The 22,878-nt window shown below is 52.0% G+C and carries 21 protein-coding genes; 5 read left to right on the forward strand and 16 right to left on the reverse strand.

Translation table 11 applies throughout. The features are described 5' to 3' along the window. Nucleotides 1-51 precede the first annotated feature (51 nt). A complete protein-coding gene (locus BHAP_RS01860; RefSeq protein ID WP_094729087.1) occupies nucleotides 52-2,883 on the forward strand; it encodes a transglutaminase-like domain-containing protein in 2,832 nt (943 codons plus the stop codon). Between the two features lie 294 nt (nucleotides 2,884-3,177). Here the strand turns inward: BHAP_RS01860 and BHAP_RS01865 are convergent, their stop codons facing one another. The 8 genes from BHAP_RS01865 to nagB all read right to left on the reverse strand — a co-directional run bounded on the left by BHAP_RS01865 (nucleotide 3,178) and on the right by nagB (nucleotide 7,899). After that, nucleotides 3,178-3,525: a type II toxin-antitoxin system RelE family toxin gene (locus BHAP_RS01865; protein WP_094729089.1), complete on the reverse strand. Its 348-nt coding sequence runs from the start codon at nucleotides 3,523-3,525 to the stop codon at nucleotides 3,178-3,180. Further along, complete coding sequence (locus BHAP_RS01870) at nucleotides 3,509-3,823, reverse strand: type II toxin-antitoxin system Phd/YefM family antitoxin (RefSeq protein WP_094729090.1); 315 nt, start codon at nucleotides 3,821-3,823, stop codon at nucleotides 3,509-3,511. Before BHAP_RS01870 ends, BHAP_RS01865 begins: the two co-directional genes overlap by 17 nt. Nucleotides 3,824-3,960: 137 nt before the next feature. After that, nucleotides 3,961-4,134, reverse strand: a complete 174-nt coding sequence (locus BHAP_RS12215) for a VapC50 family PIN domain-containing toxin (protein ID WP_476693223.1) — start codon at nucleotides 4,132-4,134, stop codon at nucleotides 3,961-3,963. Nucleotides 4,135-4,140: 6 nt separating this feature from the next. Then, nucleotides 4,141-4,524 (reverse strand): helix-turn-helix domain-containing protein, encoded by a 384-nt coding sequence (locus BHAP_RS01875; RefSeq protein WP_094729092.1) that lies wholly within the window; start codon nucleotides 4,522-4,524, stop codon nucleotides 4,141-4,143. A gap of 525 nt (nucleotides 4,525-5,049) precedes the next feature. Further along, entirely contained in the window at nucleotides 5,050-5,334 is a 285-nt protein-coding gene (gene brnA / locus BHAP_RS01880; protein ID WP_094729094.1) for a type II toxin-antitoxin system BrnA family antitoxin, read from the reverse strand. Next, entirely contained in the window at nucleotides 5,318-5,533 is a 216-nt protein-coding gene (locus BHAP_RS01885; RefSeq protein ID WP_094729096.1) for a BrnT family toxin, read from the reverse strand. Before BHAP_RS01885 ends, brnA begins: the two co-directional genes overlap by 17 nt. A gap of 192 nt (nucleotides 5,534-5,725) precedes the next feature. Beyond that, nucleotides 5,726-6,985, reverse strand: a complete 1,260-nt coding sequence (gene nagA, locus BHAP_RS01890) for an N-acetylglucosamine-6-phosphate deacetylase (protein ID WP_094729098.1) — start codon at nucleotides 6,983-6,985, stop codon at nucleotides 5,726-5,728. A 101-nt stretch (nucleotides 6,986-7,086) separates the two neighbouring features. Further along, complete coding sequence (nagB, locus tag BHAP_RS01895) at nucleotides 7,087-7,899, reverse strand: glucosamine-6-phosphate deaminase (protein ID WP_094729173.1); 813 nt, start codon at nucleotides 7,897-7,899, stop codon at nucleotides 7,087-7,089. A 313-nt stretch (nucleotides 7,900-8,212) separates the two neighbouring features. On the opposite strand from nagB, the gene BHAP_RS01900 reads away from it, so the two are divergent. Further along, the gene (locus BHAP_RS01900) at nucleotides 8,213-9,361 is read left to right on the forward strand and encodes an ROK family transcriptional regulator (protein WP_094729100.1); all 1,149 of its coding nucleotides are present in this window, start codon (nucleotides 8,213-8,215) and stop codon (nucleotides 9,359-9,361) included. Between the two features lie 11 nt (nucleotides 9,362-9,372). Here BHAP_RS01900 and BHAP_RS01905 read toward each other — a convergent pair whose 3' ends face one another. The 8 genes from BHAP_RS01905 to BHAP_RS01940 form a co-directional block, all read right to left on the reverse strand. Further along, nucleotides 9,373-10,275 (reverse strand): ROK family protein, encoded by a 903-nt coding sequence (locus tag BHAP_RS01905; RefSeq protein WP_094729102.1) that lies wholly within the window; start codon nucleotides 10,273-10,275, stop codon nucleotides 9,373-9,375. Between the two features lie 81 nt (nucleotides 10,276-10,356). Next, the gene (locus BHAP_RS01910) at nucleotides 10,357-11,889 is read right to left on the reverse strand and encodes a UDP-glucose--hexose-1-phosphate uridylyltransferase (RefSeq protein WP_094729104.1); all 1,533 of its coding nucleotides are present in this window, start codon (nucleotides 11,887-11,889) and stop codon (nucleotides 10,357-10,359) included. 1 nt (nucleotide 11,890) lies between these two features. Further along, entirely contained in the window at nucleotides 11,891-12,973 is a 1,083-nt protein-coding gene (locus BHAP_RS01915; RefSeq protein ID WP_094729106.1) for a phosphotransferase enzyme family protein, read from the reverse strand. Between the two features lie 263 nt (nucleotides 12,974-13,236). Beyond that, entirely contained in the window at nucleotides 13,237-15,486 is a 2,250-nt protein-coding gene (gene gnpA / locus BHAP_RS01920) for a 1,3-beta-galactosyl-N-acetylhexosamine phosphorylase (protein ID WP_094729108.1), read from the reverse strand. A gap of 16 nt (nucleotides 15,487-15,502) precedes the next feature. Further along, nucleotides 15,503-16,453: a carbohydrate ABC transporter permease gene (locus BHAP_RS01925; RefSeq protein WP_094729110.1), complete on the reverse strand. Its 951-nt coding sequence runs from the start codon at nucleotides 16,451-16,453 to the stop codon at nucleotides 15,503-15,505. After that, nucleotides 16,450-17,421, reverse strand: coding sequence for a carbohydrate ABC transporter permease (locus BHAP_RS01930; RefSeq protein ID WP_094729112.1), 972 nt, complete (start codon nucleotides 17,419-17,421; stop codon nucleotides 16,450-16,452). Before BHAP_RS01930 ends, BHAP_RS01925 begins: the two co-directional genes overlap by 4 nt. 184 nt (nucleotides 17,422-17,605) lie before the next feature. Next, the gene (locus BHAP_RS01935; RefSeq protein ID WP_244569247.1) at nucleotides 17,606-18,931 is read right to left on the reverse strand and encodes an ABC transporter substrate-binding protein; all 1,326 of its coding nucleotides are present in this window, start codon (nucleotides 18,929-18,931) and stop codon (nucleotides 17,606-17,608) included. 276 nt (nucleotides 18,932-19,207) lie between these two features. Next, complete coding sequence (locus BHAP_RS01940; protein WP_094729114.1) at nucleotides 19,208-19,945, reverse strand: copper homeostasis protein CutC; 738 nt, start codon at nucleotides 19,943-19,945, stop codon at nucleotides 19,208-19,210. 214 nt (nucleotides 19,946-20,159) lie between these two features. Between BHAP_RS01940 and BHAP_RS01945 the strand changes: the two genes are divergently transcribed. The 3 genes from BHAP_RS01945 (at nucleotide 20,160) to BHAP_RS01955 (ending at nucleotide 22,798) form a co-directional block, all read left to right on the forward strand. Further along, nucleotides 20,160-21,362: an ROK family transcriptional regulator gene (locus BHAP_RS01945; RefSeq protein ID WP_094729175.1), complete on the forward strand. Its 1,203-nt coding sequence runs from the start codon at nucleotides 20,160-20,162 to the stop codon at nucleotides 21,360-21,362. Nucleotides 21,363-21,443: 81 nt separating this feature from the next. After that, nucleotides 21,444-22,340, forward strand: a complete 897-nt coding sequence (locus tag BHAP_RS01950; RefSeq protein ID WP_094729116.1) for a carbohydrate kinase family protein — start codon at nucleotides 21,444-21,446, stop codon at nucleotides 22,338-22,340. Nucleotides 22,341-22,408: 68 nt separating this feature from the next. Further along, nucleotides 22,409-22,798, forward strand: coding sequence for a VOC family protein (locus tag BHAP_RS01955; protein WP_094729118.1), 390 nt, complete (start codon nucleotides 22,409-22,411; stop codon nucleotides 22,796-22,798). Nucleotides 22,799-22,878: the final 80 nt, after the last annotated feature.

Genomic DNA, 22,878 nt, shown 5'->3' on the forward strand with positions numbered 1-22,878 from the left:
AAATGCTCATAAGTCTTCATTATGCGTACTTGCCACGTATGATGGAGACTTATGAGTATTTTCTCCCTTCTCGACGACGAGTTGCGCGACTACGCCGACCGCCGATATGCTGAGCGCTCGCATCTGATCGCCACGCTCCCCCACATATCCGATCTACTGTCCACGCTTGATGGCGACCGACTCACTCTCATGAAGCTCGCCTACGGTTCGCTGCCTTGTAACGACATCATTGACGATGACCCGTCTACACTCCTATCGTTTGTCGATCATGCGCTCATGCTTCGTCGCACGATGGATTGGACGCGGAACTTACCGCTCGACATATTTATTCATTTCGTTTTTTGGCCGCGTATTAACAATGAAGCATTAGCTGATTGCCGCCCGCTCTGCTATCGCGAACTCATTAACCGTGTACACGATCTTGATGCCACGCACGCCATGTTGGAAACGAACTATTGGTGCGCGGAGCATGTTACCTATCATCCGTCCGATGAACGCACGCTCAATGCGATCGGCGCGCTCAATCTTGGGCTTGGACGTTGTGGTGAGGAGTCAACGCTGCTTGTCACCGCTTTGCGTGCGATCGGTATTCCGGCACGCCAAGTATATACACCGCGTTGGGCGCACTGTGATGACAATCACGCGTGGGTCGAAGCATATGTGGATGGCCGTTGGCGTTTTCTCGGAGCTTGTGAGCCTGAGGAGGTACCAGATCGAGGCTGGTTCGATAAGGCTTCGACTCGCGCAATGTTGGTGCATGCTCGCGTATTCTGCGATTTTAACGAAGGCAATGTGGATGTGTCCGCGAGCGCTGGAGGCGATGAGTCACTGTTGTTGTGCAATCTGACTGCGGATTATGCGCCTACGGTTGATCTGCTGGTGCACGTTGTGGATGATAGTGGTCGACCTATGCCAGATGCGCACGTGTCGTTTGAGCTATTGAATATGGCTGAGTATTATCCGATTGCTACCGCTCGCACTAGTGATCATGGCGAGGCGCATATGACGCTTGGCTGCGGCAGTGTTCGTGTGCACGTTAGTGCTGGTGATCGTACTGCTGATCACATGGTGGATACGACTACAATTCACGAGCTTACAGTCGTCGTGCCTGTTGTGACTGACGATACTGAGTCACTTGATCGCGACAGAGTATGGTCGTCTATTGATCTTGTCGCACCTCCTAGTGGTACGCCGCGTAGTTTGCCGTTGACTGATGAGCAGCAGCGTCGTACGATTGCACGACGCGCATATGCTGAAACGTTGCGTACTGCGCGAGTTCGTGGATTCGATGCTTTAGTTGATAACGCGACTCGGCAATCACTGTCAGAGCGTTATTCATCTGATTGTATTGCTGCTGTTACGAACAGCGATACCGATATTGCGAACAGCGATGTGCTGCAGCGTCTACTTACCTCAGCTGGTGCAAATGCCCCGGTTATTGCGCGATTCTTGTTGTCGAGTGATAATACGGCTACGCAAACGCATGTACCGGATACGGATCGCCTTGCATTACTCACCGCATTGAGTAGTAAAGACTTGTGTGACGTATCTATCAAGGCTTTGAATGATGCTGCTTGTTCTGCTGCGACGGTGCGAGATTATACGCTTGAACACGTGCTGTCTGATCGTAACCCAGCCGATCGTTGGCATTGGTATGTGCGCTATGTGTTGAATTCGCGAGTTGCTTATGAGCCGCTGCTTGGCGACCGCGAACAATTGCAACATATGCTTGCGAAGGACGCGGATATTGAGTCTTTGCGTGAACAACCTTTGCGAGTATGGCAGTATCTGCGTGATCATGTCGTGGAAACGATTGCGGAAACACCGCAGCCTATCTGTCCTACTGGCGTACTTACAACTGGAGTGACGACGACGCGTTCCACAGCAATAGCGTTCGTCTCAATATGTCGCGCACTGGGCATACCCGCACGGTTCGACCCGCAAACAGGAGAACCGCAAGTATACTGTGATGGCGCATTCCGAAATCCAACAGCCAGTTTAACAGCTGAGCTGGCGACACCAACATCCGTTACTGAGCCAGTAATCGCGCAAACTGCACAGCTTACTGTCGTCACACCACACGGTTCACATCCGTCTTATGGTACGGATTGGAGTCTCGGTCGACTTGTCAATACTGAGCAAGGCACTGATTTTTCGTCACTAGATTTGTGGAACGAGCCGTGGCAAGACGATCGTATGCCGCTCACACTCGAAGTTGGACGATACCGTCTGATTACCACAGTTCGTTTGCCAAATGGCAATCAGCAGACGAATGAACTGACGTTCGATTTGCGTAATGGGCAGGATAAGTCGGTTACGCTGGCAATGCGCGAACCGAGTGAAGATGAGTTGTTAGAACATATTGTCGTTGACGATGCAACGTTCCATACGGCTGCCGACGATGATTCGCAGCATACGCGCAAACTGTCTGAGATGCTTGCTAGTCGTGGTATTGTTGCGATTCTCGACGCGCACGGTTCCGAACCGAGCATTCACGTGTTAGACGAGCTTATTGCGCGGCTCACTCGTGGCGGATTTGCTGCACAGAGCATGACTGTTGGCAACTCTGACAGTGGTGATGATGCAATCGACGTTGTACCGGTTGCGTTCGTTGCGTGTCCTGTTGACGCGCCACTCAGCGCGACGCTACGTACGATGTTTGACCAGCTGTCTACTCGCACAGGTCACACCGCTCCCCCAGTATGGCGTTGTGATGAAACCACTTACGAGCGTTTGACTCGTGGCATGTATGTTGATCCAGACAAGCTCCCCATGATTCTTGTCACACGCAAAGAACCGGACGGTACCATCATCGGCACCTACGCCTCAACCGGCTACAACGTCGGTTCCGTAGACCTCGCCTTCCGCCTCGCCACAAAATAAGAAATATCTAGATTTGTTAACGAATTCACTACCCCTTAGTTAAAAATGGCTCCCCTTGTCAGGACAGTGCCGTTAAGCAAACAGCAGAGCTTTTTGTAGGTGCTGTGCGAGTCGACAGGCGAGCCAACGCAACGCGTGCGTAGCACGTCCATAAATGCAGGACGAGCTGGCCGCAAAGCGGTCTGAGGGGTAGTCACACCCTTGGAACGTTCAACCCGTGTAACTACCCCTCAGTCGTCTGCAACGACAGCCCCCCCTGTCAGGACAGTGCCGAGTTAACTTTTTCGATCGTGGTTATATAGCATTACGACGAGAGGCTTCTTTGTAGACCTCCATGTCATCGCGTACGCCTATCACAATGATTTTCATGACGCGTTCCGAACGTTCCAATTTGTATACGATACGAATCCCGTCACCACGTAGCTTGGCCTTTAATAGCCCAGACAAATCATTATCGCGTTTATTACCAAGAGGCTTGCCATATCCTCCCTCAGTAAACGGCAAAGGATTCTGCTTGACTTTAGCTATGAGCTTCTTCGCTCGGGTAGCTCGCGGCTCCTTAAGCCTGTCAAGGTCACGCTTAGCCTCCTTCGTATAGACATCAACCCACTCAATCTGCCCCACGTCAGTCGATCTCCACATCCGCGAGGTCTGCATCAGAGTAGTTGAATGCAGGTTCACCGAAAACATCTTCATGCGTCAGATATTCACCATTCGCATTTGCAATACGCTCTTTCGCTTCGAGATAGAGCGCAAAATCCTCCTGAGCTTCAGTTAACTTACGGTAATCATTGGGGCTAATAATGACAACAGACGGCTTATTATTTTTCAGCACAATAAGGGGGTTACCATCCGAGACACTATTAAATGCCTTAGAAGCTCCACCATGATTAAATTCGCTGACAGGAATCAAATGATCTAATAGGCTTACACTGTCCATAACACAAAACTCTTTCATTAATATGCATTCATTTTTGAATACATATTAACATACTTTACATCTTGCTACAGTAAACGCGATTCAACTGAAACTCCAATAAAAACATTCCGTGAACCCGCTCATCCTGTTTGCATGACTCAGCCCGCGACAATACGGCGAGCAAACTTATGTAGTCCTGCCCTGTCAAGACCTGCATATTCTTCCGCTAGAGTTCGTGGCGGATGTTTCTTATTTTCAATCATACGTCGTATCGCTGCATCAGCGATCTGCGGATTACCGTCATATATACGACATAGAAAACTGAACCACAAATCCTCCTACTCGCTGTCAGGCAGGACGTACAAGCCCATATCTCCCGCCATGTCACGCAACTTGGCAAGGGAACGACTACGATCAGAGCGCATAGCGTCACGGTAGGCGATTACGTCAGATTCACGCATCATGCGATTGCCAGATTCGCCATTGCGACGGAACGGAATACGACCATCATCCAAAATACGCTGCACCGTCTTGCGCGATAGCCCAAGGATACGGGCAGCTTCACCAGTCCCGATGATACGAGCATATCCCGATGCCGCCATTGCAGCGTCCATTGCAGCATTAAACGCAGTCTCATCCAACGCGTAGGTTCGCCCATTACCTTGTAAAATGAAAGGACTCCCAGCCTTCACCGGCTCGGTTTCGATCATGGCGATACTCATGCCCCACTCCTTTCAATATGACCAATATGTCCAATATGATCAATTATATCATGGTAAATCAGTTCACTTACATTGACTGAATTACACACTCACTTCCATTTTCAAAGTGAAGTATTGACAGCACCATTATCGGCACCTATGCCTCAACCGGCTACAACGTCGGTTCCGTAGACCTCGCCTTCCGCCTCGCCACAAAATAAGAACATCCAGTACCCTGCGTCATTACTTTGTCAACGAATTCACTACCCCTCAGTTAGAAAAATAACTCCACTTGTCAGGACAGCACCGTTAAGCAAACAGCAGAGCTGTTTGTAGGTGCTGTGCGAGCCAACAGGCGAGCCAACGCCACAACGCGCGCAACAGCACGTCCTTAATTGTAGGACGAACTGTCGGTGAAATCGACTGAGGGGGTAGCCATCGGCGCAAGTGCCCTCAGGGCCCGCGTCTTCAAGACCGAATGACACGAAGCCCCCGACCTTCACCACAGTTCGCGGCAGGATCGGGGGCTTTTCCTTGTTTGAGAGGTCAGGCGTGGACGGCCTCACGTTGACGCATAGCTCGTAGACGGTCAGCAATCCATGTGTTGACGACAGCGTTGCGACTGATCGCCAGTTCTGCAGCCTCATCGTCCAATTCGCTGACCATCCATGCGGGCATCGTCAACGTGATGCGCTTCTCCAGCGGGGGATGATGCTCGACCACGGGATGCTCCAGATCGACGTAGTCGAGAATGCCGTCGCCGTTGTCGAACATCTCCTCAAGCTGGTCGCTAGTGATCGACTTCGCATCGAGCTTAGTCTTGGCTGTCATAGTATGCCTCCTCGTTCTTTCGTGACCTGCGTACGGATATGATGCGGATGCGCTTGCCTCGCTTGGTCGTGATCGCCGTCCAATGTTTGCCGTCGATCATGCCGAGCACAATGTAACGCACGTCGTTGCCGGGATTCGGAGCGATCAGCGTCACCGTCTTCGAGTTGTCCCACATGCGCTGGGCCTGTTCGAAGTCGATGCCGTGCTTGGCAAGGTTCTTCGCACTCTACGCCGGATCGTATTCGAAAATATTCCGCAAGCCAGCTCATTCTGCAATAATGGACGCGAGACGCGTGACGCCGATGATAGACTCACTCTCCGAATATTGGATTGTCAGTCACTCATCGGCGTCACACAGTCACACAGTCACGCGTGTTAGTACACTGTCATTTCACCGCACCTTGCGACCGGCGCACCATACTTCGTTGACTTGCCACGTAGCCGGGTCACTGAGAAGTAGATCAGCAGCGTAACCCGGAGCAAGTAAGCCAAGCGGCGCTCCGGTAACCGGGTTTGGCCGGTCGAGGCCGAGAGCACGCGCCGGTGTGAGCGTCGCTGCTTCAACAGCTGCAGGAGCTTCAAACCCGAGTTCAAGTACTGCACGTTGTACAGCAACCTCGAGGAGCAAAGTCGAGCCAGCAATCGCTCCGTTTGATACAAGACGCGCATGACCGTCAACCACATTCACGTCGAGAGCTCCGAGCTTGTATGCACCATCCGGACAGTCAGTGGCAGCCATAGCGTCGGTAACGAACGCAATACGATGCGGTTCAAAACCAAATCCGAGTCGCACCATAGGGTTCTGCACATGGAAACCGTCGTTGATCAGTTCAATAATCACCCGCGGGTCTTCAACGGCCGCCGGAATTGGACCGGGCTTGCGGTGATGTAATCCATTCATTGCGTTGAACATATGCGTCATGATGCCCGCACCAGCGTCAAAACCGCGTTGAGCGGTCTCATAGTCCGCGTCGCAATGGCCGACTGCAGGCACTACGCCAGCTGCAGCAAACTGTTTGATTGCACTGATACCGTGTGGCAGTTCAGGCGCGATAGTGATTTGTCGAATGCAGCCGTCCGCCGCAGTCAGCAACTCGTCAACGAGCTCAGGCACAGGATCTTTGAGACATTCCGGGTCGTGCGCACCTTTACGCGACAATGCGAGGAATGGTCCTTCAAGATGCGCGCCGAGAATATCTGGACGCGCGCTCATTGCCTTACGCACGTTCGCAAGGTTATGGCACATCACGTCAACCGGGTTGGTAATCAGTGACAGCACTTGGCGAGTAGTGCCATGTACAGCGTGCCCAGCACGAGCAATATCAATGCCTTTTGGCCCATCATCGAAGCTATGCTCCCATGCACCATGTGCGTGAATATCAACATAACCCGGCGTAAGAATACGCCCGTTAGCGTCAATAATTGCACTCTCGTCAGCTGGATCAATACCGACCGAACGACATGCAGATTCAAACGTTTCCTCATTGGTTCCGGTGGCGATAATCACACCACGAGCATCCGAAACCACCCAATAATGATCTTGTACACCGCGCGCATCGACTTTACGTGCACGGTGGATAGCAACCGGCGTCGGCTTGCCGGTGAGTGCTGCCGTTACTTGAGTCACAGTCTGCTCTCGTGTCTGGGTCATGTCAGGTTCCTTCCTTGACCACGTAGCCGTACATCTACCAAATACAAGCAAACGGCTCCCCTACGAGTGAAAGCACACAGGCAGGGGAGCCAAACATACGATCAGATACCTTGCCACGCCGGCTTATGCTCGAAGGCGTAACGATAGTAATCCTTGTGACGAAGACGCGACGCTGCTTCTTCGTCAATGATCACGGTCGCATGCGGGTGCATTTGCAGCGCAGATGCCGGACAGAATGCGCTCACACCGCCTTCAACAGTCTCTTCAATTGCTTCAGCCTTACCTGAACCGAATGCAAGTAATACAAGGTGACGTGCCTTCATAATCGTGCCAATACCTTGCGTAATGCAGTGCGTCGGCACCTGATTGATGTCATTGTCGAAGAAACGCGCGTTATCGATACGAGTCTGCTCGGCAAGTGTCTTCACCCGCGTACCAGAAGCGAGCGAGGAACCCGGCTCGTTGAAGCCAACATGACCGTCCGTACCAATGCCGAGGATCTGCACGTCAATGCCGCCAGCAGCTTCGATTGCAGCATCATAGTCAGCGCCTGCATGCTCGATTTTCTCGCCATCTTCAAGTGGTGCACCGTCGAGCACGTCACCCGGCACATGCACGAGATCCGGGTTGAGTCCTAGTGGTTCAACCACGGTGCGATGAATAGTCGAGTGATACGACTCTGGATGCGTGAGTGGTAGACCCAGATACTCATCAAGTGCGAAGCCGCGCACCTCAGACACATCAATGTGTTCTGCTTTGACCTTTGCAGCCAATGCGCGGTATGCAGCCAACGGGCTTGATCCAGTGGCAAGTCCCAGCACTGCATTCGGCTTGTTCTTGATTAGTCCGGCAACGCAGTTCGCGTAGATTTCGCCAGCTTCGTCTTCGTTCTTAACGATGATGACTTCAGTCATTGTCATCCTTTCGTTCGTTGCGTACGACGTACGATGGCCGTTCACACGACCTGCGCTCGTTCGTCGATACAGTTATGGTTCCCATCGAGAAACGCTGTATGATGATGGCCTGTATGCAATACATGACATCCACAGCGACACCCGCAATTGTTAATAATACTTACATAAATAGAAAACCGCCATCTTTCGGCGTTTTCCAGCTTGTAAAGCCATAATCAACCGCTATAATGAAAAGACAGTTTGGGGAGTCCGGCGTTGTGCTCCCGCCACAGCGTTTACCGATATGAGACAGTCAAGGAAAGGCGGAAAGCACATGGCCGAACATACCTACACGGGTTCATTCCCCCTGCATACCCCGGGGAAGATCACTAAGGCCAGCCCTTCCGACGTTCGTCGCAGGAATCGGTCTCTTATTTTCAGTCTACTCTTTCCATCGAACCAGTGCTCGCGCGCCGAGCTTGGACGTCGAACTGGCTTGTCGCGCGTGGCTGTCTCTGACGTGGTCAATGACATGCTCGAGGAAGGACTGATTCGTGAGAACGGGTTTGAAACAGCATCCACTGGCAAAGGCAAGCGCGGCACGCTACTGAGTATCGACACTACGCGACTGCGCATTATTAGCATTGACTTGTCCCAAGAACATCTCATACAGGGTGCCGTTACTGATTTACTCGGTCTTCCGCAGCAACGCATGGAGATTGCACTCGGCCCTGATAACCATATTGACGTGGATACTATCGTTCAATTTGCTGACGAGTTGCGTTCTGATCTTGACGTAAACCGGATTATCGGTATCGGTATCTGCACGACTGGCGTGATTGATCGCGGCGTTATCCGTGAATCTACAGCGCTCGGCTGGCACAACGTTGATCTGAAATCTATATTGGAACGCCGATTTGGGATTCCAGTTACTATTACCAACGATGTGACCAGTTCAATACTCACCGAACGATTCTTCGGACAAGGTGGACCAAATCTTCTGTTTGTCCGTAACGATCAAGGTATCGGCGCAGCAGCACTCATTGATGATGTTCCGGTAGTCGGAGAAAGTCACGCAGCTGGTGAAATTGGACATATCTCCATCGATCCAGATCATGGGCCAGAATGTCCGTGCGGCAAGCGCGGCTGCATGGAACGCATGATTTCAGCAACTGCATTACGCGAACGCATGCGCGGACTATCACACGATGAACAAATGCGGATTATCCGTGAAGCTGGTACGTATCTAGCAGCTGCTTTGGCAATGCCTATTGGACTGCTTGATATCACTGATATCTGTGTGTACGGTCCGGCTGACATTATCAACAACGCGTTTCTTGAGGCTGCGCAAGAACGGCTTGATCGAACCACTACGTCAAAGTTTCATGCCCGTAGTGTAATTCGTCGTTGCCAGTGCGGCACTGACATCACTTTGCGCGGTGGTGCGATTGCTGTTGTACGTCACTACATTGAGGAAGGTTAATACTGGTTCAATCAGGCGAGCGCAGCACCGATTGCGCCGAGCGGTTCGTTGACTGGTGCAAGCTGAATACGCGCGCTGAGATCTAACCCAGCGAGGAACGGGCATGCTGCTTCACGCCGCTGTAGTTCTTCCGAGATTACGTCGAGTAGTGGTTGTCCAGTTTTCGCCATGCCACCGCCGAGAATGATCATGCGCGGGTCAACTGACTGAGCGACGATCTGTAATGTGTCTACAATCGCATGCGTTACCATGCCAAGCACACGCTGTGCTTCAGCATCACCGCTCCGTGCTTTGGCAATCAAGTCAGGCATAGGCGGCACGCCGTCTGCTGTCGGCCATAATCGTGCAACCGATGCACCAGAGCACACGGTTTCCAAGCAACCATGTTGACCACATGCGCAAGGCAATTGGTTTGGGTCAACCGGCACATGACCAATCTCCCCCGCTGCGCCGCTATATCCGTGCTGCAGTTCACCGTCAATAAGAATGCCCGCTGCAAGTCCTGTACCAAAGTTCACCATGACTACTGTGCCACGAACGTCGTTGCCGCACACGACATTTTCTGCGCCTACTGCAGCCGCATTCACATCATTGTTGACTTGAACTGGTATCCCGAGTTGTTCCTCGATGAGAGAACCAAGTTCGAGTGTATCAATGTCGAGATTGACGACGTTTGCGATACGACCGGTTGCCGAGTCAACTTGGCCTGGCGTACCGATACCGATACGTTCCACGTCAGCAAGTTGGTCGCCAGCTACTGTGCGTACGAGTGTGACAACATCCTCAATGACGTTGTTTCCGCCGCGGCGAGCTGGTACGCGATGCGATGCGACGACAGTATCGTTCGGGTCGAGCAGTACTGCTTCGATTTTGGTGCCACCAATGTCTACACCGACCAGATGTCCTTCAGTCATTATGAGTCCTTTCTGTTTTTTACGATTGCGTCAATACTCACGATCATCTGCGATCAGTCATGATTGGTCAGTCATGATTGGTCAGTCACGATTGGCGTGCATTCCAAGTTCTTCGAGGAATGTAAGCGTCTGTTCTTTGCTCTTGAATACAGCGGTATTGCCGAGAATACGCTCACATATGCTACCGAGTTCGTCGCGCACTGCTGTACGAATGGCATCGCGATCACGTGAACCATCTAAGGCAGTGTTCAGCTCATCCCAAACGAGCGTGAATTCACTGACTTCATCCGGTAGCTTAGCGCTACCAGCAGCGAGCGCATCTTCGATTACGTTGAGTTGTCGAGTGAGTCGTCCGGGTAGGATGAAGAGTCCTTGGGCTTCGATCAGACCAATTGGTTCTTGTTTAACCGGCCAGAATTCGGGGTGAGCGTGGAATATGCCTTCTGGATACTCATCGCTGATCGTGTTATTGCGTAAGATGAGGTTCATTTCGTATCCACGCGCTGTGTGAATAACGCTTGGTGAGAGCGCTGATTGCCGGTTGCCGGTTGCATCATGGCTGGCGATGCCAGCTGCTGCGTCATCGTAGTCGATCCAAGCGGTGCGAATGAGGTCAGCGATAGCGATGATTTCGTCGCGCGATTGGCAGATGACGCGCATTGCGGTGCCTGGCCAGTCGAGGATTTCTACGATTGTGTTGTCATGGTGTGGCACGGTGAGTGACGCCCATGCTGGAGATTTGAGCATGGGCAGTATTTCGCCACCACCCTGATAGTGGTCGTGGGCGAGTACTGAGCCGCCGATGCGTGGTAATGCAGCATTGCAGCCGAGGAAGTATCCGGGGAATTGGTCTACGAAGTCGAGCAGATGGGTAAAGGTATCGCGGTCGACGTGCATGGGTGTATGTTCCATGTTCACGCAGATGCCGTGTTCGTGGAAATACCCATATGGGGAGAATTGCCAGAACCACGGTTGGCTGCCGAGCGTGACTGGGATAGTGCGCAATGTGCGCTTGTTACGTCCCGCGAATCCTTCGTTTTCGTGGCAAATAGTGCATGCAGGATAGCCGCCAGCAACCGCGTTACCGGCTGCTGCTTTTTTCATGTTTTTGAATTCTGGCTTGGCGAGATTGATGGTGACTACGATGCCATGCGAGTCGAATCGCGGATTGCGGTCGAGCATGCTCTTTTTTACGTACGTGTTGTTGACACAGTACTCGTAGAACCATTGCATTGCCTGCATGCCGCCGTGTGCGGCGCCGCCGCGTGATTCGATTTCCTTGAATCGATCGTCAATAGCCGACGGCGATGCTGATAGAAGACCCATGACTTCGTCCGCGATTGACGTGTTTTCGTCTTGCGTGAACAGTCCTGCTGCAATTGCAGCTTGACACAATCCAGCTACGAGTTCGTCTATGCTCTGTCCGTCAGCTGTTGCGCCGGTTGGTTGATACGAAGACAGATCAAACAGGGCAAAGATGCGATTGCGCGTCCAGTCTGCATCGCGAGGATCTAAGTCAAGATGATGGATAGCATGATCGATAAGTCGATCAATGCTCGCATACACAGTATCGAGTGGTGCCGCAGTTGCGGTCGACGTTGTCTCACTAGTCATATCAGTGACTCGCCTCCCTCATCACGTCAGCTACGATTGACGCAGTCTCATCCGTCTTGGTTTCCATTTCTTGCACGAGTTTGATTTGCGTGCGAGAACGAACCAAGTTGTGTTCAGGATATTTGGTGGCGAAATAGGTGTCGCCAGCGAGATAGTCAGCGAGGAAACGCATGCCGCATTCGAGCGTCATCATCATCGCGCCCATTGGCAGCAGTTCAGCTTCGCGGGTAGTAATACTGTCGCGTAGCTCGCCTACGAATCCTTCTGTATACGCGCGGAATAGTTCGGTACTGAAGTGTACTTTGTCGAGGTCTTGTTCGTCTTCGAGCGCAGTGGATGCACCAAAGCGAATGGAATCACCAAAATCGTAGAGCAGCGAGCCTGGCATGACGGTGTCGAGATCGATAATTGCGCGCGCTTTGCCGGTGGTCTCATCCATGAGGATGTTGTTGAGTTTTGTGTCATTATGAGTCACACGCAGTGGGATTGTGCCGTCGGCCAGTCCTGTGGTAATCGTGTCATACACGTTGGCATGTGCCATGTAGAAGTCGATTTCCGGCTGGCATGAGGCTGCGCGACCTTTCACGTCGGCGGTAACAGCTGCCTTGAAGTCTTCAAAACGATGCGGGGTATCGTGGAAGTGAGCGATAGTCTCCGTCAACTGCGATGCATCGAAATTGGCAAGTTGGTTTTGGAATTCGCCAAATGCTGCTCCTGCGCCGCGGAATACAGCGGCGTCGGTGACGAGGTTATAGGAAATCGTATGTTCGATGAACGCGTATACTCGCCACGCGCCAGACGGCTCGTCGATATAGGTTGCACCGTCGTTGGTGCGAATAATGTCGAGTGTTTCCTGACCTCGTTCGCGCAGAAAAGCAGTTACGAGTTCGATGTTGCGCATTAAATGTACCGTATCTGGGAAGATACTCGTGTTCATGCGCTGCAAAATATATCGCTTCTCAGTGGTTGTGATCAGATAGGTAGCGTTGATATGACCATCACCATATGGGGCAATGCTTTCAACCGTTCCCTCAAGAGGAAAACGGGAAGCAACCGCAGCGAGCGTGGCATCGATGTCCGTCATGGGAACCTCTTTCATAACTGATAAACAATGGCAGACGCGTATGGCTAGGCAAGTCATGTCACAACTGCACACATTGACATCATGTATTTGTTAATATTATATACATAAATAAAAAACCGCAATTTCGGCGTTTGTAACATTAGCATCATTACTAATGTCAAAAAGTATGCATAGAAGCAGAACAATATTCGCGTGTATGGTTCAGCTTCCTACCGCTGGAAGGATGCTGAACCATACACACCACGATCATGTAACCGTTCGTGTTATAGTCGTCGCCACGCAATACCGCTAGCATCAAGATCAACATGCTCACTCGTGCCGTCAGGAAGCGTGATATCGGTTGACTGTGGCCGATCAGTATTGTTGATGACGCAATACCAGCCCGATTCCACGAAACGCGCAACTTCGCACTCAGGATTAGTGGAACTATACGCAGCATACTGATCTTCGTGATGGCTCGCATAGAACAAGATACGTTCGAGTAGTCGCGCATTCGCCGCCGAATACGGCAGTCCGGATACGTATACGCCACGACCTGATCCGTACTCATTGACAGCAAGCTGAACTTGGCCATTGTCTGCGCGCAGTAACGTCACTTGTTCGTTAATCGGGAATGTATTCGCAATCGCCTCACCGAAGTCGATACCACCCAGCGGCACTTTCCCTTGGCCTCCACCGCAACCAGACAGTGGAATACGATAGCCTGCATGTTGCCAAGCTTCGCGCGCGGCCGAGTCAACAGGTACGTCAGCTGTAATGAAGTGATCAGGCGTAACCGGTGGGAAGTATTTGTCAACAGACAAGGTCTGGAAACGCTCCTCATCCACGCCGAACACATCCGCAAGCTGGAAGAACCTTCCTTGGAACCATTGCGCACTCGGCTCACCAACACCAACGAGCGCACCTCCGCCACGTACCCATGTACGCAATACTTCAGCAAGTCGTGGATTCGTCGCCCAAATATCTCCGCCTGAATATGCAGTGTCAACTGGACCGCCAGTGATGATTACATCAATATCACTGTCAACACCATGATCGAGCACATCGTCAAAACTGACGAATCGTACGTTGACTCGCATGCCAGATAGAGCTTCGAGAATGCCATAGTATGTAGTCGTCTGCTTATTAGGCAGCGCGTGTGCAACTGTATACGCCATCCACGAGCGCATTCGGCCCCACGAGTTGAGGATTGCAACGTTGAGTTCGCCAGTTGCCGCTTCTCCCCCGGTTTTATCGTGAATGTCGCGGAATTCGTCAGCAATATGCGTTACCGCGTCTACAAACTTCGGGAATTGTGCAGCCAACGACAGGTAACCACCGTAACCCATGCGCGCAATCGGCGAGCGCAGGATCGCACGACGTGCTTTACGCCAGTTATCCCATGCTTCAATGCTTGGATCGTTGCCTTCGTAGAAGGTGTCGGGGAAGAAGTATGGTAGGAACCTGCCTTCGGTGTATCGGACGCCCTTGATGTCAGCGATCATACGCGTGGTGGTTCCGTCACCAATTGAGCCGACAACTGCGTCGAGGCCAAGATCTGCAAAACCATCCTTGTATGGTTCGGCGCCGATCCACTGGTCACCAAGGAACATCATTGCCTCTTTGCCGGCAGCATGAGACATGTCGGCGAGTTTTTTGACGTTTGCCCGTACAAAATTTGACAAGAAGTCAATCCAGTCGCGTTGTGGTTTACGCGGTACACGCCATGCGCTGTTGTAGCAGCCTTCATCCACGAAATCTTCAGGACGCAGTCGATAACCGTATTGTTGTTCAAAATCGTCGAGTGCAGCTGGCGAGACGGTGCAGGAGCAGCCGAACCAGTCGACAATTTTCTCACGGTGGCGCGGGTCGAAAATCAACGTGAACTGGTAGAAGAACGTGGTAAAACGTACGACATCAGTATCGGGATTATCGTCAAGCCACTGTGTGAACGTATCGAATACGAATTTGCGTGTGGCTGGATGGTAGATATCGAACGGAATCTCATGTTCTTTGTCTCCCCAGTCGTTGGTGAGATGGTTGTACATCTCAACTGGGTCCCAGATGATGTAGGCGAGGAAGGAAACCGTGTACTCATGCATGGGGATTGTGTTGGCGACAGTTACTGTGTGCGCCGCCGAGTCAACGTTCCAGTCCTTAGTCGGTACAATACCACCGGTAGTACGGTCTATGACTTCCCAATATCGAGCCGGATCAGCATCATAGTTTGGGGTGAGTTGTTCTTCAAAGAACCCAGACATGAGATCGATGGTGACTGACTCTGTTTCAGCGAGCACGCGCTGCGTAAGCAAGTAGACTTGCGGCGTCTCATTCATGTGGAGTGTGATCCACTCGTTATGAGCACGCGTTGGGAAGTACGCGCTGTAGATTTTCTTGCCGAGTGCACGCACCGCGTCATCGAGATGTGTGCCGTCGGAGTTGCGGATTGCGTCCGCACCCCACAGATCGGCAAGTTCTTTGGTTTTCTCAGCAAAATTTGATTCACTGGGAAGCGTAAAACGTCCAGTAGTCATAAAGATCACTCCTTCGTTATCCTTTAACCGCTCCAGCTGCTAGGCCGGCTTGCCAGTAGCGTTGCAGACCGAGGAACAGTACGATTACAGGGAGTACGCCGAGTAACGCACCCATCATCAAGGCACCTCGATCGGTGAATGTGGCGAGTGACACCATGCCGTACAGGCCGAGTGTGACAGGCTTCAACGTATCAGACGAAACCATCATGAGCGGTAGCAGGAAGTTATTCCACGTTGCCACAAACAGGAATAAGAAAATCGTCACCATCGCGGGAGCAAGCAATCGCAGCACAATCGTGAAGAAAATCCTCGCCTCGCTCGCACCATCAATACGCGCCGCTTCAAGCAACTCGTCAGGCACCGACGTTTGCGCATACACGCGGCCAAGGAAAAAGCCAAACGGTGAGACACAGCATGGGATAATGATTGCGAGCATTGTGTTCGTTAAGTGCAACGTGTGGAAGATTGAATACTGTGGAATAGTCAAGAGAGCCGCCGGCATGAGCATGCAACCCATAATGACGCCGATCGCAATATTCTTACCGCGGAAGCGGAATTTAGCAGTCGCATAGCCTGCCATAACAGCCACCAATGTGCCAACAAACGCGGAAACACCCGAATAGATCAACGAGTTCAACACCCAACGCCAAAAGTTACCACGGGTCCAGCCGATGAGTTTGCCGTAGTTATAGGCAATCGCGTTTGGTAACTGATCAAGACCGACCGCAAACCACATGCCATTACTACCTGTCATTTGGCTCGCTGTTTTCGTGGATGCGATAATCGCCCAATAGATCGGAAACAGGAAGTAGAACAACGCAAACACCAGCACGACAATAGTGATGGTTTTCACTGCCACGGATGGTTGCATTGAGCGAGGTAAATCATTCGCATGCAAGTCACGGATGCGGTCGGCCTTTTTGCGAGCGCGACGTTCCGCACGTCCTCCACGAGTCATATCACTCATTGCTCATTCACCTTCCTTTCAACGAGAGCGTAAAGGGCAGCAAGCACGCCAGCAATAAGTGCCATAACAATGGCGATTGCAGATGCTGGTCCGTCACCGCCCGGGGTGAGCGTGCCTTGCGAAGTACTCAATGCCATCATCATGGGCGTGTACGCTTTACCGATACCCGAATCAGCAGTAGACATGACCTGCGGCTCATTGAATAGCTGAATAGTGCCGACAATAGAGAGCAGCATGGCAAGCAACGCAGCGGCTCGCACGTTAGGTAGTTTGATGCGCATGGCAATCTGGAATCCGTTCGCGCCATCAATGCGAGCAGCTTCGTAGAGATCATGCGGGATTGCTTGCAATGCTGCGAGGAAGATCAGCATGTTGTATCCGGTGAACGTCCATGTGGTGATGTTGGCCATTGAGCCGAGCACCACATTGGTTGCGAAAAAGTCGACATTGATGCCGATTGCTGCAAGTCCTTTGACAATCGGTGAAATCTGTCCGTTATACAAGTAGACCCAGATGATCGAGGCAACAACACCGGGGATGGCGTACGGTAAGAAGTAGCCAAGGCGGAATGCAGTAACGCGCTTAACGATGAATGAGTCGAGAAGCAGAGCCAGTGCAAGCGCGCTGATAATCATGATCGGAACTTGAATAACAGTGTAGATCAGTACTCTGCCAACGCCAGTCCAGAACGCAGATGACGTGATGGCATATTGGAAGTTCTGGAGCCCAACGAATTTGTTGACGAGCTCGCCACCACCGTATGCGCCGCCTCCTTCACTGACTTGACGGAAGAAGCTTGAGTAGATAGCCCAGAAAATAGGAAGGATGAATACAAGTGCAAACAGGACGCCGAATGGTGCCATGAATGCCCAGCCAATACGACTTTCGCGTTTTTCTGCGTCAGTTCGCTTCGGTTTTGCGGTTTGTCCAGCAGACCCCTTCATTGCCGGTTTCGTAGTTGTAGTCATAATCGAACCTGTCCTTTCAGACGATGGTCGAAACAATGGAAGAAAACTTCAACGATAATGTCAATGCCGTCACTGTCATCGTTCCTGTCATGTAAAAAGGCCGGAGCAAGGTACTCCGGCCTTTCATACAATTGGTGATGACAGGATGAATGTCATCGACCGGGAAAGGCCCCGGTCAATGTCACTACTCCTTAACCGATAGACCCAAATCCTTGAGCGTTGCCACCGAAGTGGTTTGTGCATCGGCGAAGATGTCTGCAACCTTTGCAGAACCGTCAACAACCTTTGCTGCCGTCTCGCTCATCTTTGCGCCAACTGCCGAGAAGCCCGGAATATAGATGAAGTCGCTCATGTTCGCGTTCGCAGTCTTGAACTCAGCCATGATGTCTTGACCACCGAAGAACGTAGCCCAATCTTCAGGAGTTTCGGCGTCCGCAGTAGTAGCAGCTACAACGAGGCCCTGCGAAACAAGGTCAGCAACTTGCGTATTGAACCAGTCAAGGAATTCCATTGCTTCCTTGGGATGCTTGGAAGTCTTGAGCACCGCTACACCAGAACCACCGTCAGCACCAGTCTTAGTACCGTTACCAAACCAGTCACCAATCTGGGTAACCTGCCACTGGCCGGAGCTTGCATCGCCTGCTGAAGACATGAACAGTGGCGCTTCCCATGCTGCAGCTACGGTGCCGATCAGAGAACCGTCCTGTAGCGACGCGTCGAACGACGCATCCCAACGCTGATTCGTGGTGGCGGCCTTTGCATCAAGCAGCTGCTGGTACACGTCGGCCACAGCCTTCGATCCTGCGGTCTGCGTGTCTACAACCCATTGGTCGCCGTCAATCTTGTACCACGCACCAGATGCACCCGCCTGACCAGACATAGTCATCATAGCTTCATCAGGCTGGAAAGACATGATGTACTTGCCTTGAGCAGCTGTCTTCTTCGCGGTTTCAATCAGCTCGTCAGCAGTCTTAGGAACTGTAATGCCGAGCTTATCAAACTCAGCCTTGTTGTAGAAGTATGTCAGCGGGCCAGTATCCTGCGGCAAGCCATACGACTTACCATTGACCTGCATAAGAGCGTACGGACCAGCCGCAAAGTGATCTTTGTACTGTTCGGCATACTCGCTTACATCCTGTAGCATGCCTTTGGTGAATACTTCTGGCAGCTCAGAGTAGCCAATTTGCGCGAGATCCGGTGCCGTATCAGACTTAACATCCGTCTCAAGCTTCTTAATCATTTCCGAAGCTTTGCCGTCAAACTTTGTGGCCTTAACTTGAATATTCGGATGCTCTTTATTCCATTTGGCAACAATGTCATTGACGAGCACCATACCGTCATTGTCAGGCAGACGATGCATGTACGTGATATTGACTACTTCATCCGTGCTACCCGTATCGCCACCAGCGTTCGTGTTGGTATTGTTACTAGTGTCTGAACCGCAGCCAGCTAAGCCCATCGACAGTGCGGCTACAGCTGCGAATCCCGCCATCATTCGTTTATTGATCATTATTCCTACTCCTCTATGAGATGGGAGTCACCGCCTCATTGCGGTAACTACATGCCAATATAGAGGGATTAGGATTAATTGTCAACTACCTTTACATTAACAGCGTGTCCCGCAGTATATAGCCGCATTATATCCATATAAACTACCGATAAATGGCTCAATAGTACAAACCATCGTATAGTTAACTAACTTAACATTGGTCTCATTATCAATAGTCACCAGCAGTCTATCGATACACCATATAACAGAGTGATATCATCTACCTACTTCCACACATTATGCATGAGCAGCAGCAACTGCCGCACGCACTACATGGCGATCAGTACGTTCAATCGGCGTATCTCCACCACCGCCTGGTCCACCAGCGGCAGAAACGAGCATCTTGGCCGATAAATGCACTGCGTCAACTCCCGTTGCACAAATATCGGCAATCGAAGACGGTCGCACACCACCACCAGCTTCAATTTGGATACGACCAGCCGCATGATGTACCAGCGCGCTCAATCGCCCAAGTCCTTCAGTGACGTTTGGCGCGCCACCTGAGGTAAGTACCCGGTCATATCCCAAACCAATCAGCACATCGAGTGCAGAGAACTGGTCAGGTACCATATCAAACGCTCGATGGAATGTCACTTGCACATTGCGGTTGCAGCGCCGCCCTTCTTCGCGCGCCGCATCGATAAGATGTTCGGCAAATTCCACGTCGATGCGTCCACCTTGCATCAGGCCGCCAACTACAACACCTCGTGCACCAGCTAAAATCGCCGACTTGACATCAGTTAACTGCACTTGCTTTTCGCGTTCATCAAAAACAAACGACCCCGCACGCGAGCGAACGAGCACTTGCACACCTTGAGGCAGTCCCGCATGCGCGCACGATTGAATCATGCCATAGCTCGGCGTTAATCCGCCGGTAGCACCCAATGCTGAACACAGTTCAATACGGTCAGCACCTTCTTCCAAGGCAATATATGCACCATCAGCATCCTGCACTGCGATCTCGATGGTTGTCATAATGTCACTCCTTTATATTCACCTTTATATTTACCGTGTCGTCATCGACCGTTCATGATTAAGCCAGCGTACCATCTACCGGTCGATCGAATCCGCGTTTGCGACACGCAGAACAGGTTCAATTTGCATTCCCTAATTAACAGGGTTAATATATGAATTAGGTTCAGATTGAAAGAAATTGTGCAACGAAGCTGAACACGAGGAGGTGAAAACCGTGAATACCAACACGACCACATCACAGGCAACCGTCTCAGAATCCAACCGTTCGCGAATCCTACAGCACCTCTATCATAACGGCATTAGCTCCCGAGCACAGATTGCCAAAGCCCTTGGACTCACTCCAGCCGCGATTACCAAAATTACTGCGAGGCTACTCGAAGCTGGCATTATTACCGAAACTGGTGATTTTGAAGGCAGCAAGAATCGCCGTTCGATTGGCCTTACGCTTGACGTCACACGTTTCCATGTCGTTGGCGTTAAATTTGCGCGCAGCCTTGTCGAAATTGGTTTATTTGACCTCGCAGGTAACCGTATCAGTCTCGAAGATCTACCAACCGTCAGCGAAGACACGATCCCTGCAACCCTCGTTACAATCCGTGATCACGTTAACCGTCTCATCGCGTCCGACGATGCCATTGTCGCCGTCGGTATCGCAGTTCCTGGTCCATACTTGCGCGATCAAGGACGAACTGCCGTCGTCTCCTCGATGACCAGCTGGCGATCAGTCAACTTCCGCACTGAATTCGCCGATGCTTTCCCCGTTCCCGTCTACATTGAGCAGGATGCACGCGCAGGTGCCCTTGCCCAATACTTATTCGACAGGCACAGTACATGCGAAAACCTCGCCTACTATCTCATGGGCGAAGGAGTCGGTCTCGGCGTCATCAACAACGGCCAACTCATCAACGGCGCGCAAGGAGCCGCCACCGAAATCGGACACATCAGTATCGATATCAACGGTATTCCTTGCGATTGCGGCAACGTCGGATGTCTTGAACGATACTGTTCAGCCGTTGCCATACACGAACGACTCAACAACAGTCACATCGTTGCCGGCACACAGTCCATGACTCATGCGCAAGCTTGCCGTGCGCTCTTTGCTGCAGCTGAAACCGGTAACAGTGCCGCACGCGTGCTCGTTCACGATATCGGCCGATATGCCGGATACGGCTGCGTTACCATCCTCAATGCGTACAATCCCGAGCGCATTGTTGTCGGCGACATTGTTTCCGAAGCCGGACAGCCCTTACTCGACGCAATTCACGAAGTCATCGACGAGCGCGCTATTCCTGATATCGCACGAGCCACCACCATCGCCCTGTCAACGCTACCGACTGACGCAACCGTCACCGGAGCCGCAGCTGTAGCGATCACGCAGTTTTTAGAGCACCCCTCAGTGTTCTTCGACGACGTGTAAACCACGCCGTCGGCCCCTACGGCAAACCAACCATCAAAAACAACGACGCCGCCACGACGTCACAAACAGAAAGGAACCATCATGTCCAAGCCAATCGTCCTGTCCCTTGGAGAGCTCCTGTGGGACATGCTCCCCACCGGCAAGCGCGCAGGCGGCGCCCCTGTTAACTTCGCTTACCACGCAATGATGAACGGCACCGAAGGCTGGTCCATCAGCGCCGTTGGCGAAGATGAACTCGGCGACGAGCTGCTCGTGGAAGCCGAAAAGGCTGGCATTCACACCATCATTCAGCGCAACGCATGGCCGACCTCCACCGTTGAAGTCGCTCTCAAGAACGGTATCCCGGAATACACCATCGTCAAGGGCGTTGCTTGGGATCACCTGCTGCTCACCCGCCAGCTCATTGAAGTTGCTGAACAGGCTGACGCTGTATGCTTCGGTACGCTGGGACTGCGCTCTCAGGAGTCGCATGACACCATTATCGAGCTGCTCAAGCACACCAAGTCCAATGCGATGCGCTTCTTCGACATCAACCTGCGTGGTGACCACTACTCCAAGGAACTCATCGAAGAAGAACTCGGCTACGCGACTGTGTTCAAGATCAACGATGCCGAACTGCTGCTCCTGCGTGACATGTTCGACATTCGCGGCACCTCCGACGACGAGGCATGCCGTTGGTTTATGAACGAATACAACCTCGACTATGTCATCCTGACCGGTGGCTCGACCTTCTCGACCATCATCTCTAAGAATGGCGAAAGCTCCACGCTGAGCACTCCGCATGTTGAAGTCAACGATACCGTTGGCGCCGGTGATTCGTTCTCCGGTACGTTCACTGCAAAGATCCTGCTCGGCGCTTCGCTCGCTGAAGCTCACCGTGCAGCCGTGAACACTGCAGCTTACGTGTGCACTCAGGCTGGCGCATGGCCGAAGTATCCGGAAGTTATGCCGGATTACCTCGCCGAAGCGGCTCAGTGAGTTCAGTTCAAGCACAGTCAAGCAATATAGCGAATCGAAAATCGGCACAGCGAAAGGAAAACTGTACCATGTCTATCCGCGACACTGTTACTGGCGTGCAGCACGTCGGTATTCCTACGACTGATCTCGAAGGCACTATCGCTTACTACGAGAAGCTCGGTTTTGAGTGCCTTGGTATCTACCCGAACGGCGAGGACCGCTGCACATTTCTACGTTTGAACAACCTCACGCTTGAGGTGTGGACGATGGACCCAACACCGATGGAAAACGGTGCGATCAACCACTTCGCGCTCGACTCGACGGATATTGAGGCGTCGTTTGCTGAGGCGCAGAAGCTCGGTCTGAACTTTGTTGAAGGCTCTATCCAGCACATTGACACGTTCTGGGAGCATGGCATTCGCTACTTCAACGTGCTTGGGCCCAACCACGAGGTTATTGAGTTCTGCCAGATCATGTGAGCTGACGGAGCTTGAGACGCTTGTAGGCGTTTAGGCTCCTTCCCTTTCCCCTCGAGTGGCGGAAATGTCTCACTGAGCGC

The sequence above is a fragment of the Bifidobacterium hapali genome (genome assembly GCF_002259755.1).
In the GTDB taxonomy this organism is placed as follows: Bacteria; Actinomycetota; Actinomycetes; order Actinomycetales; family Bifidobacteriaceae; genus Bifidobacterium; species Bifidobacterium hapali.

Excerpts from the sequence above, each read along its gene's own strand:
- BHAP_RS01910 (WP_094729104.1), bottom strand. The coding sequence starts at position 11,889 with ATGACTAGTGAGACAACGTCGACCGCAACTGCGGCACCACTCGATACT.
- BHAP_RS01955 (WP_094729118.1), top strand. The coding sequence starts at position 22,409 with ATGTCTATCCGCGACACTGTTACTGGCGTGCAGCACGTCGGTATTCCT.
- BHAP_RS01915 (WP_094729106.1), bottom strand. The coding sequence starts at position 12,973 with ATGACGGACATCGATGCCACGCTCGCTGCGGTTGCTTCCCGTTTTCCT.
- BHAP_RS01875 (WP_094729092.1), bottom strand. The coding sequence starts at position 4,524 with ATGAGTATCGCCATGATCGAAACCGAGCCGGTGAAGGCTGGGAGTCCT.
- BHAP_RS01925 (WP_094729110.1), bottom strand. The coding sequence starts at position 16,453 with ATGAGTGATATGACTCGTGGAGGACGTGCGGAACGTCGCGCTCGCAAA.
- BHAP_RS01930 (WP_094729112.1), bottom strand. The coding sequence starts at position 17,421 with ATGACTACAACTACGAAACCGGCAATGAAGGGGTCTGCTGGACAAACC.
- nagA (WP_094729098.1), bottom strand. The coding sequence starts at position 6,985 with ATGACCCAGACACGAGAGCAGACTGTGACTCAAGTAACGGCAGCACTC.
- BHAP_RS01860 (WP_094729087.1), top strand. The coding sequence starts at position 52 with ATGAGTATTTTCTCCCTTCTCGACGACGAGTTGCGCGACTACGCCGAC.
- BHAP_RS01905 (WP_094729102.1), bottom strand. The coding sequence starts at position 10,275 with ATGACTGAAGGACATCTGGTCGGTGTAGACATTGGTGGCACCAAAATC.
- brnA (WP_094729094.1), bottom strand. The coding sequence starts at position 5,334 with ATGACAGCCAAGACTAAGCTCGATGCGAAGTCGATCACTAGCGACCAG.
- nagB (WP_094729173.1), bottom strand. The coding sequence starts at position 7,899 with ATGACTGAAGTCATCATCGTTAAGAACGAAGACGAAGCTGGCGAAATC.
- BHAP_RS01865 (WP_094729089.1), bottom strand. The coding sequence starts at position 3,525 with ATGTGGAGATCGACTGACGTGGGGCAGATTGAGTGGGTTGATGTCTAT.
- BHAP_RS01950 (WP_094729116.1), top strand. The coding sequence starts at position 21,444 with ATGTCCAAGCCAATCGTCCTGTCCCTTGGAGAGCTCCTGTGGGACATG.
- BHAP_RS01940 (WP_094729114.1), bottom strand. The coding sequence starts at position 19,945 with ATGACAACCATCGAGATCGCAGTGCAGGATGCTGATGGTGCATATATT.
- BHAP_RS01870 (WP_094729090.1), bottom strand. The coding sequence starts at position 3,823 with ATGGACAGTGTAAGCCTATTAGATCATTTGATTCCTGTCAGCGAATTT.
- gnpA (WP_094729108.1), bottom strand. The coding sequence starts at position 15,486 with ATGACTACTGGACGTTTTACGCTTCCCAGTGAATCAAATTTTGCTGAG.
- BHAP_RS01900 (WP_094729100.1), top strand. The coding sequence starts at position 8,213 with ATGGCCGAACATACCTACACGGGTTCATTCCCCCTGCATACCCCGGGG.
- BHAP_RS01935 (WP_244569247.1), bottom strand. The coding sequence starts at position 18,931 with ATGATCAATAAACGAATGATGGCGGGATTCGCAGCTGTAGCCGCACTG.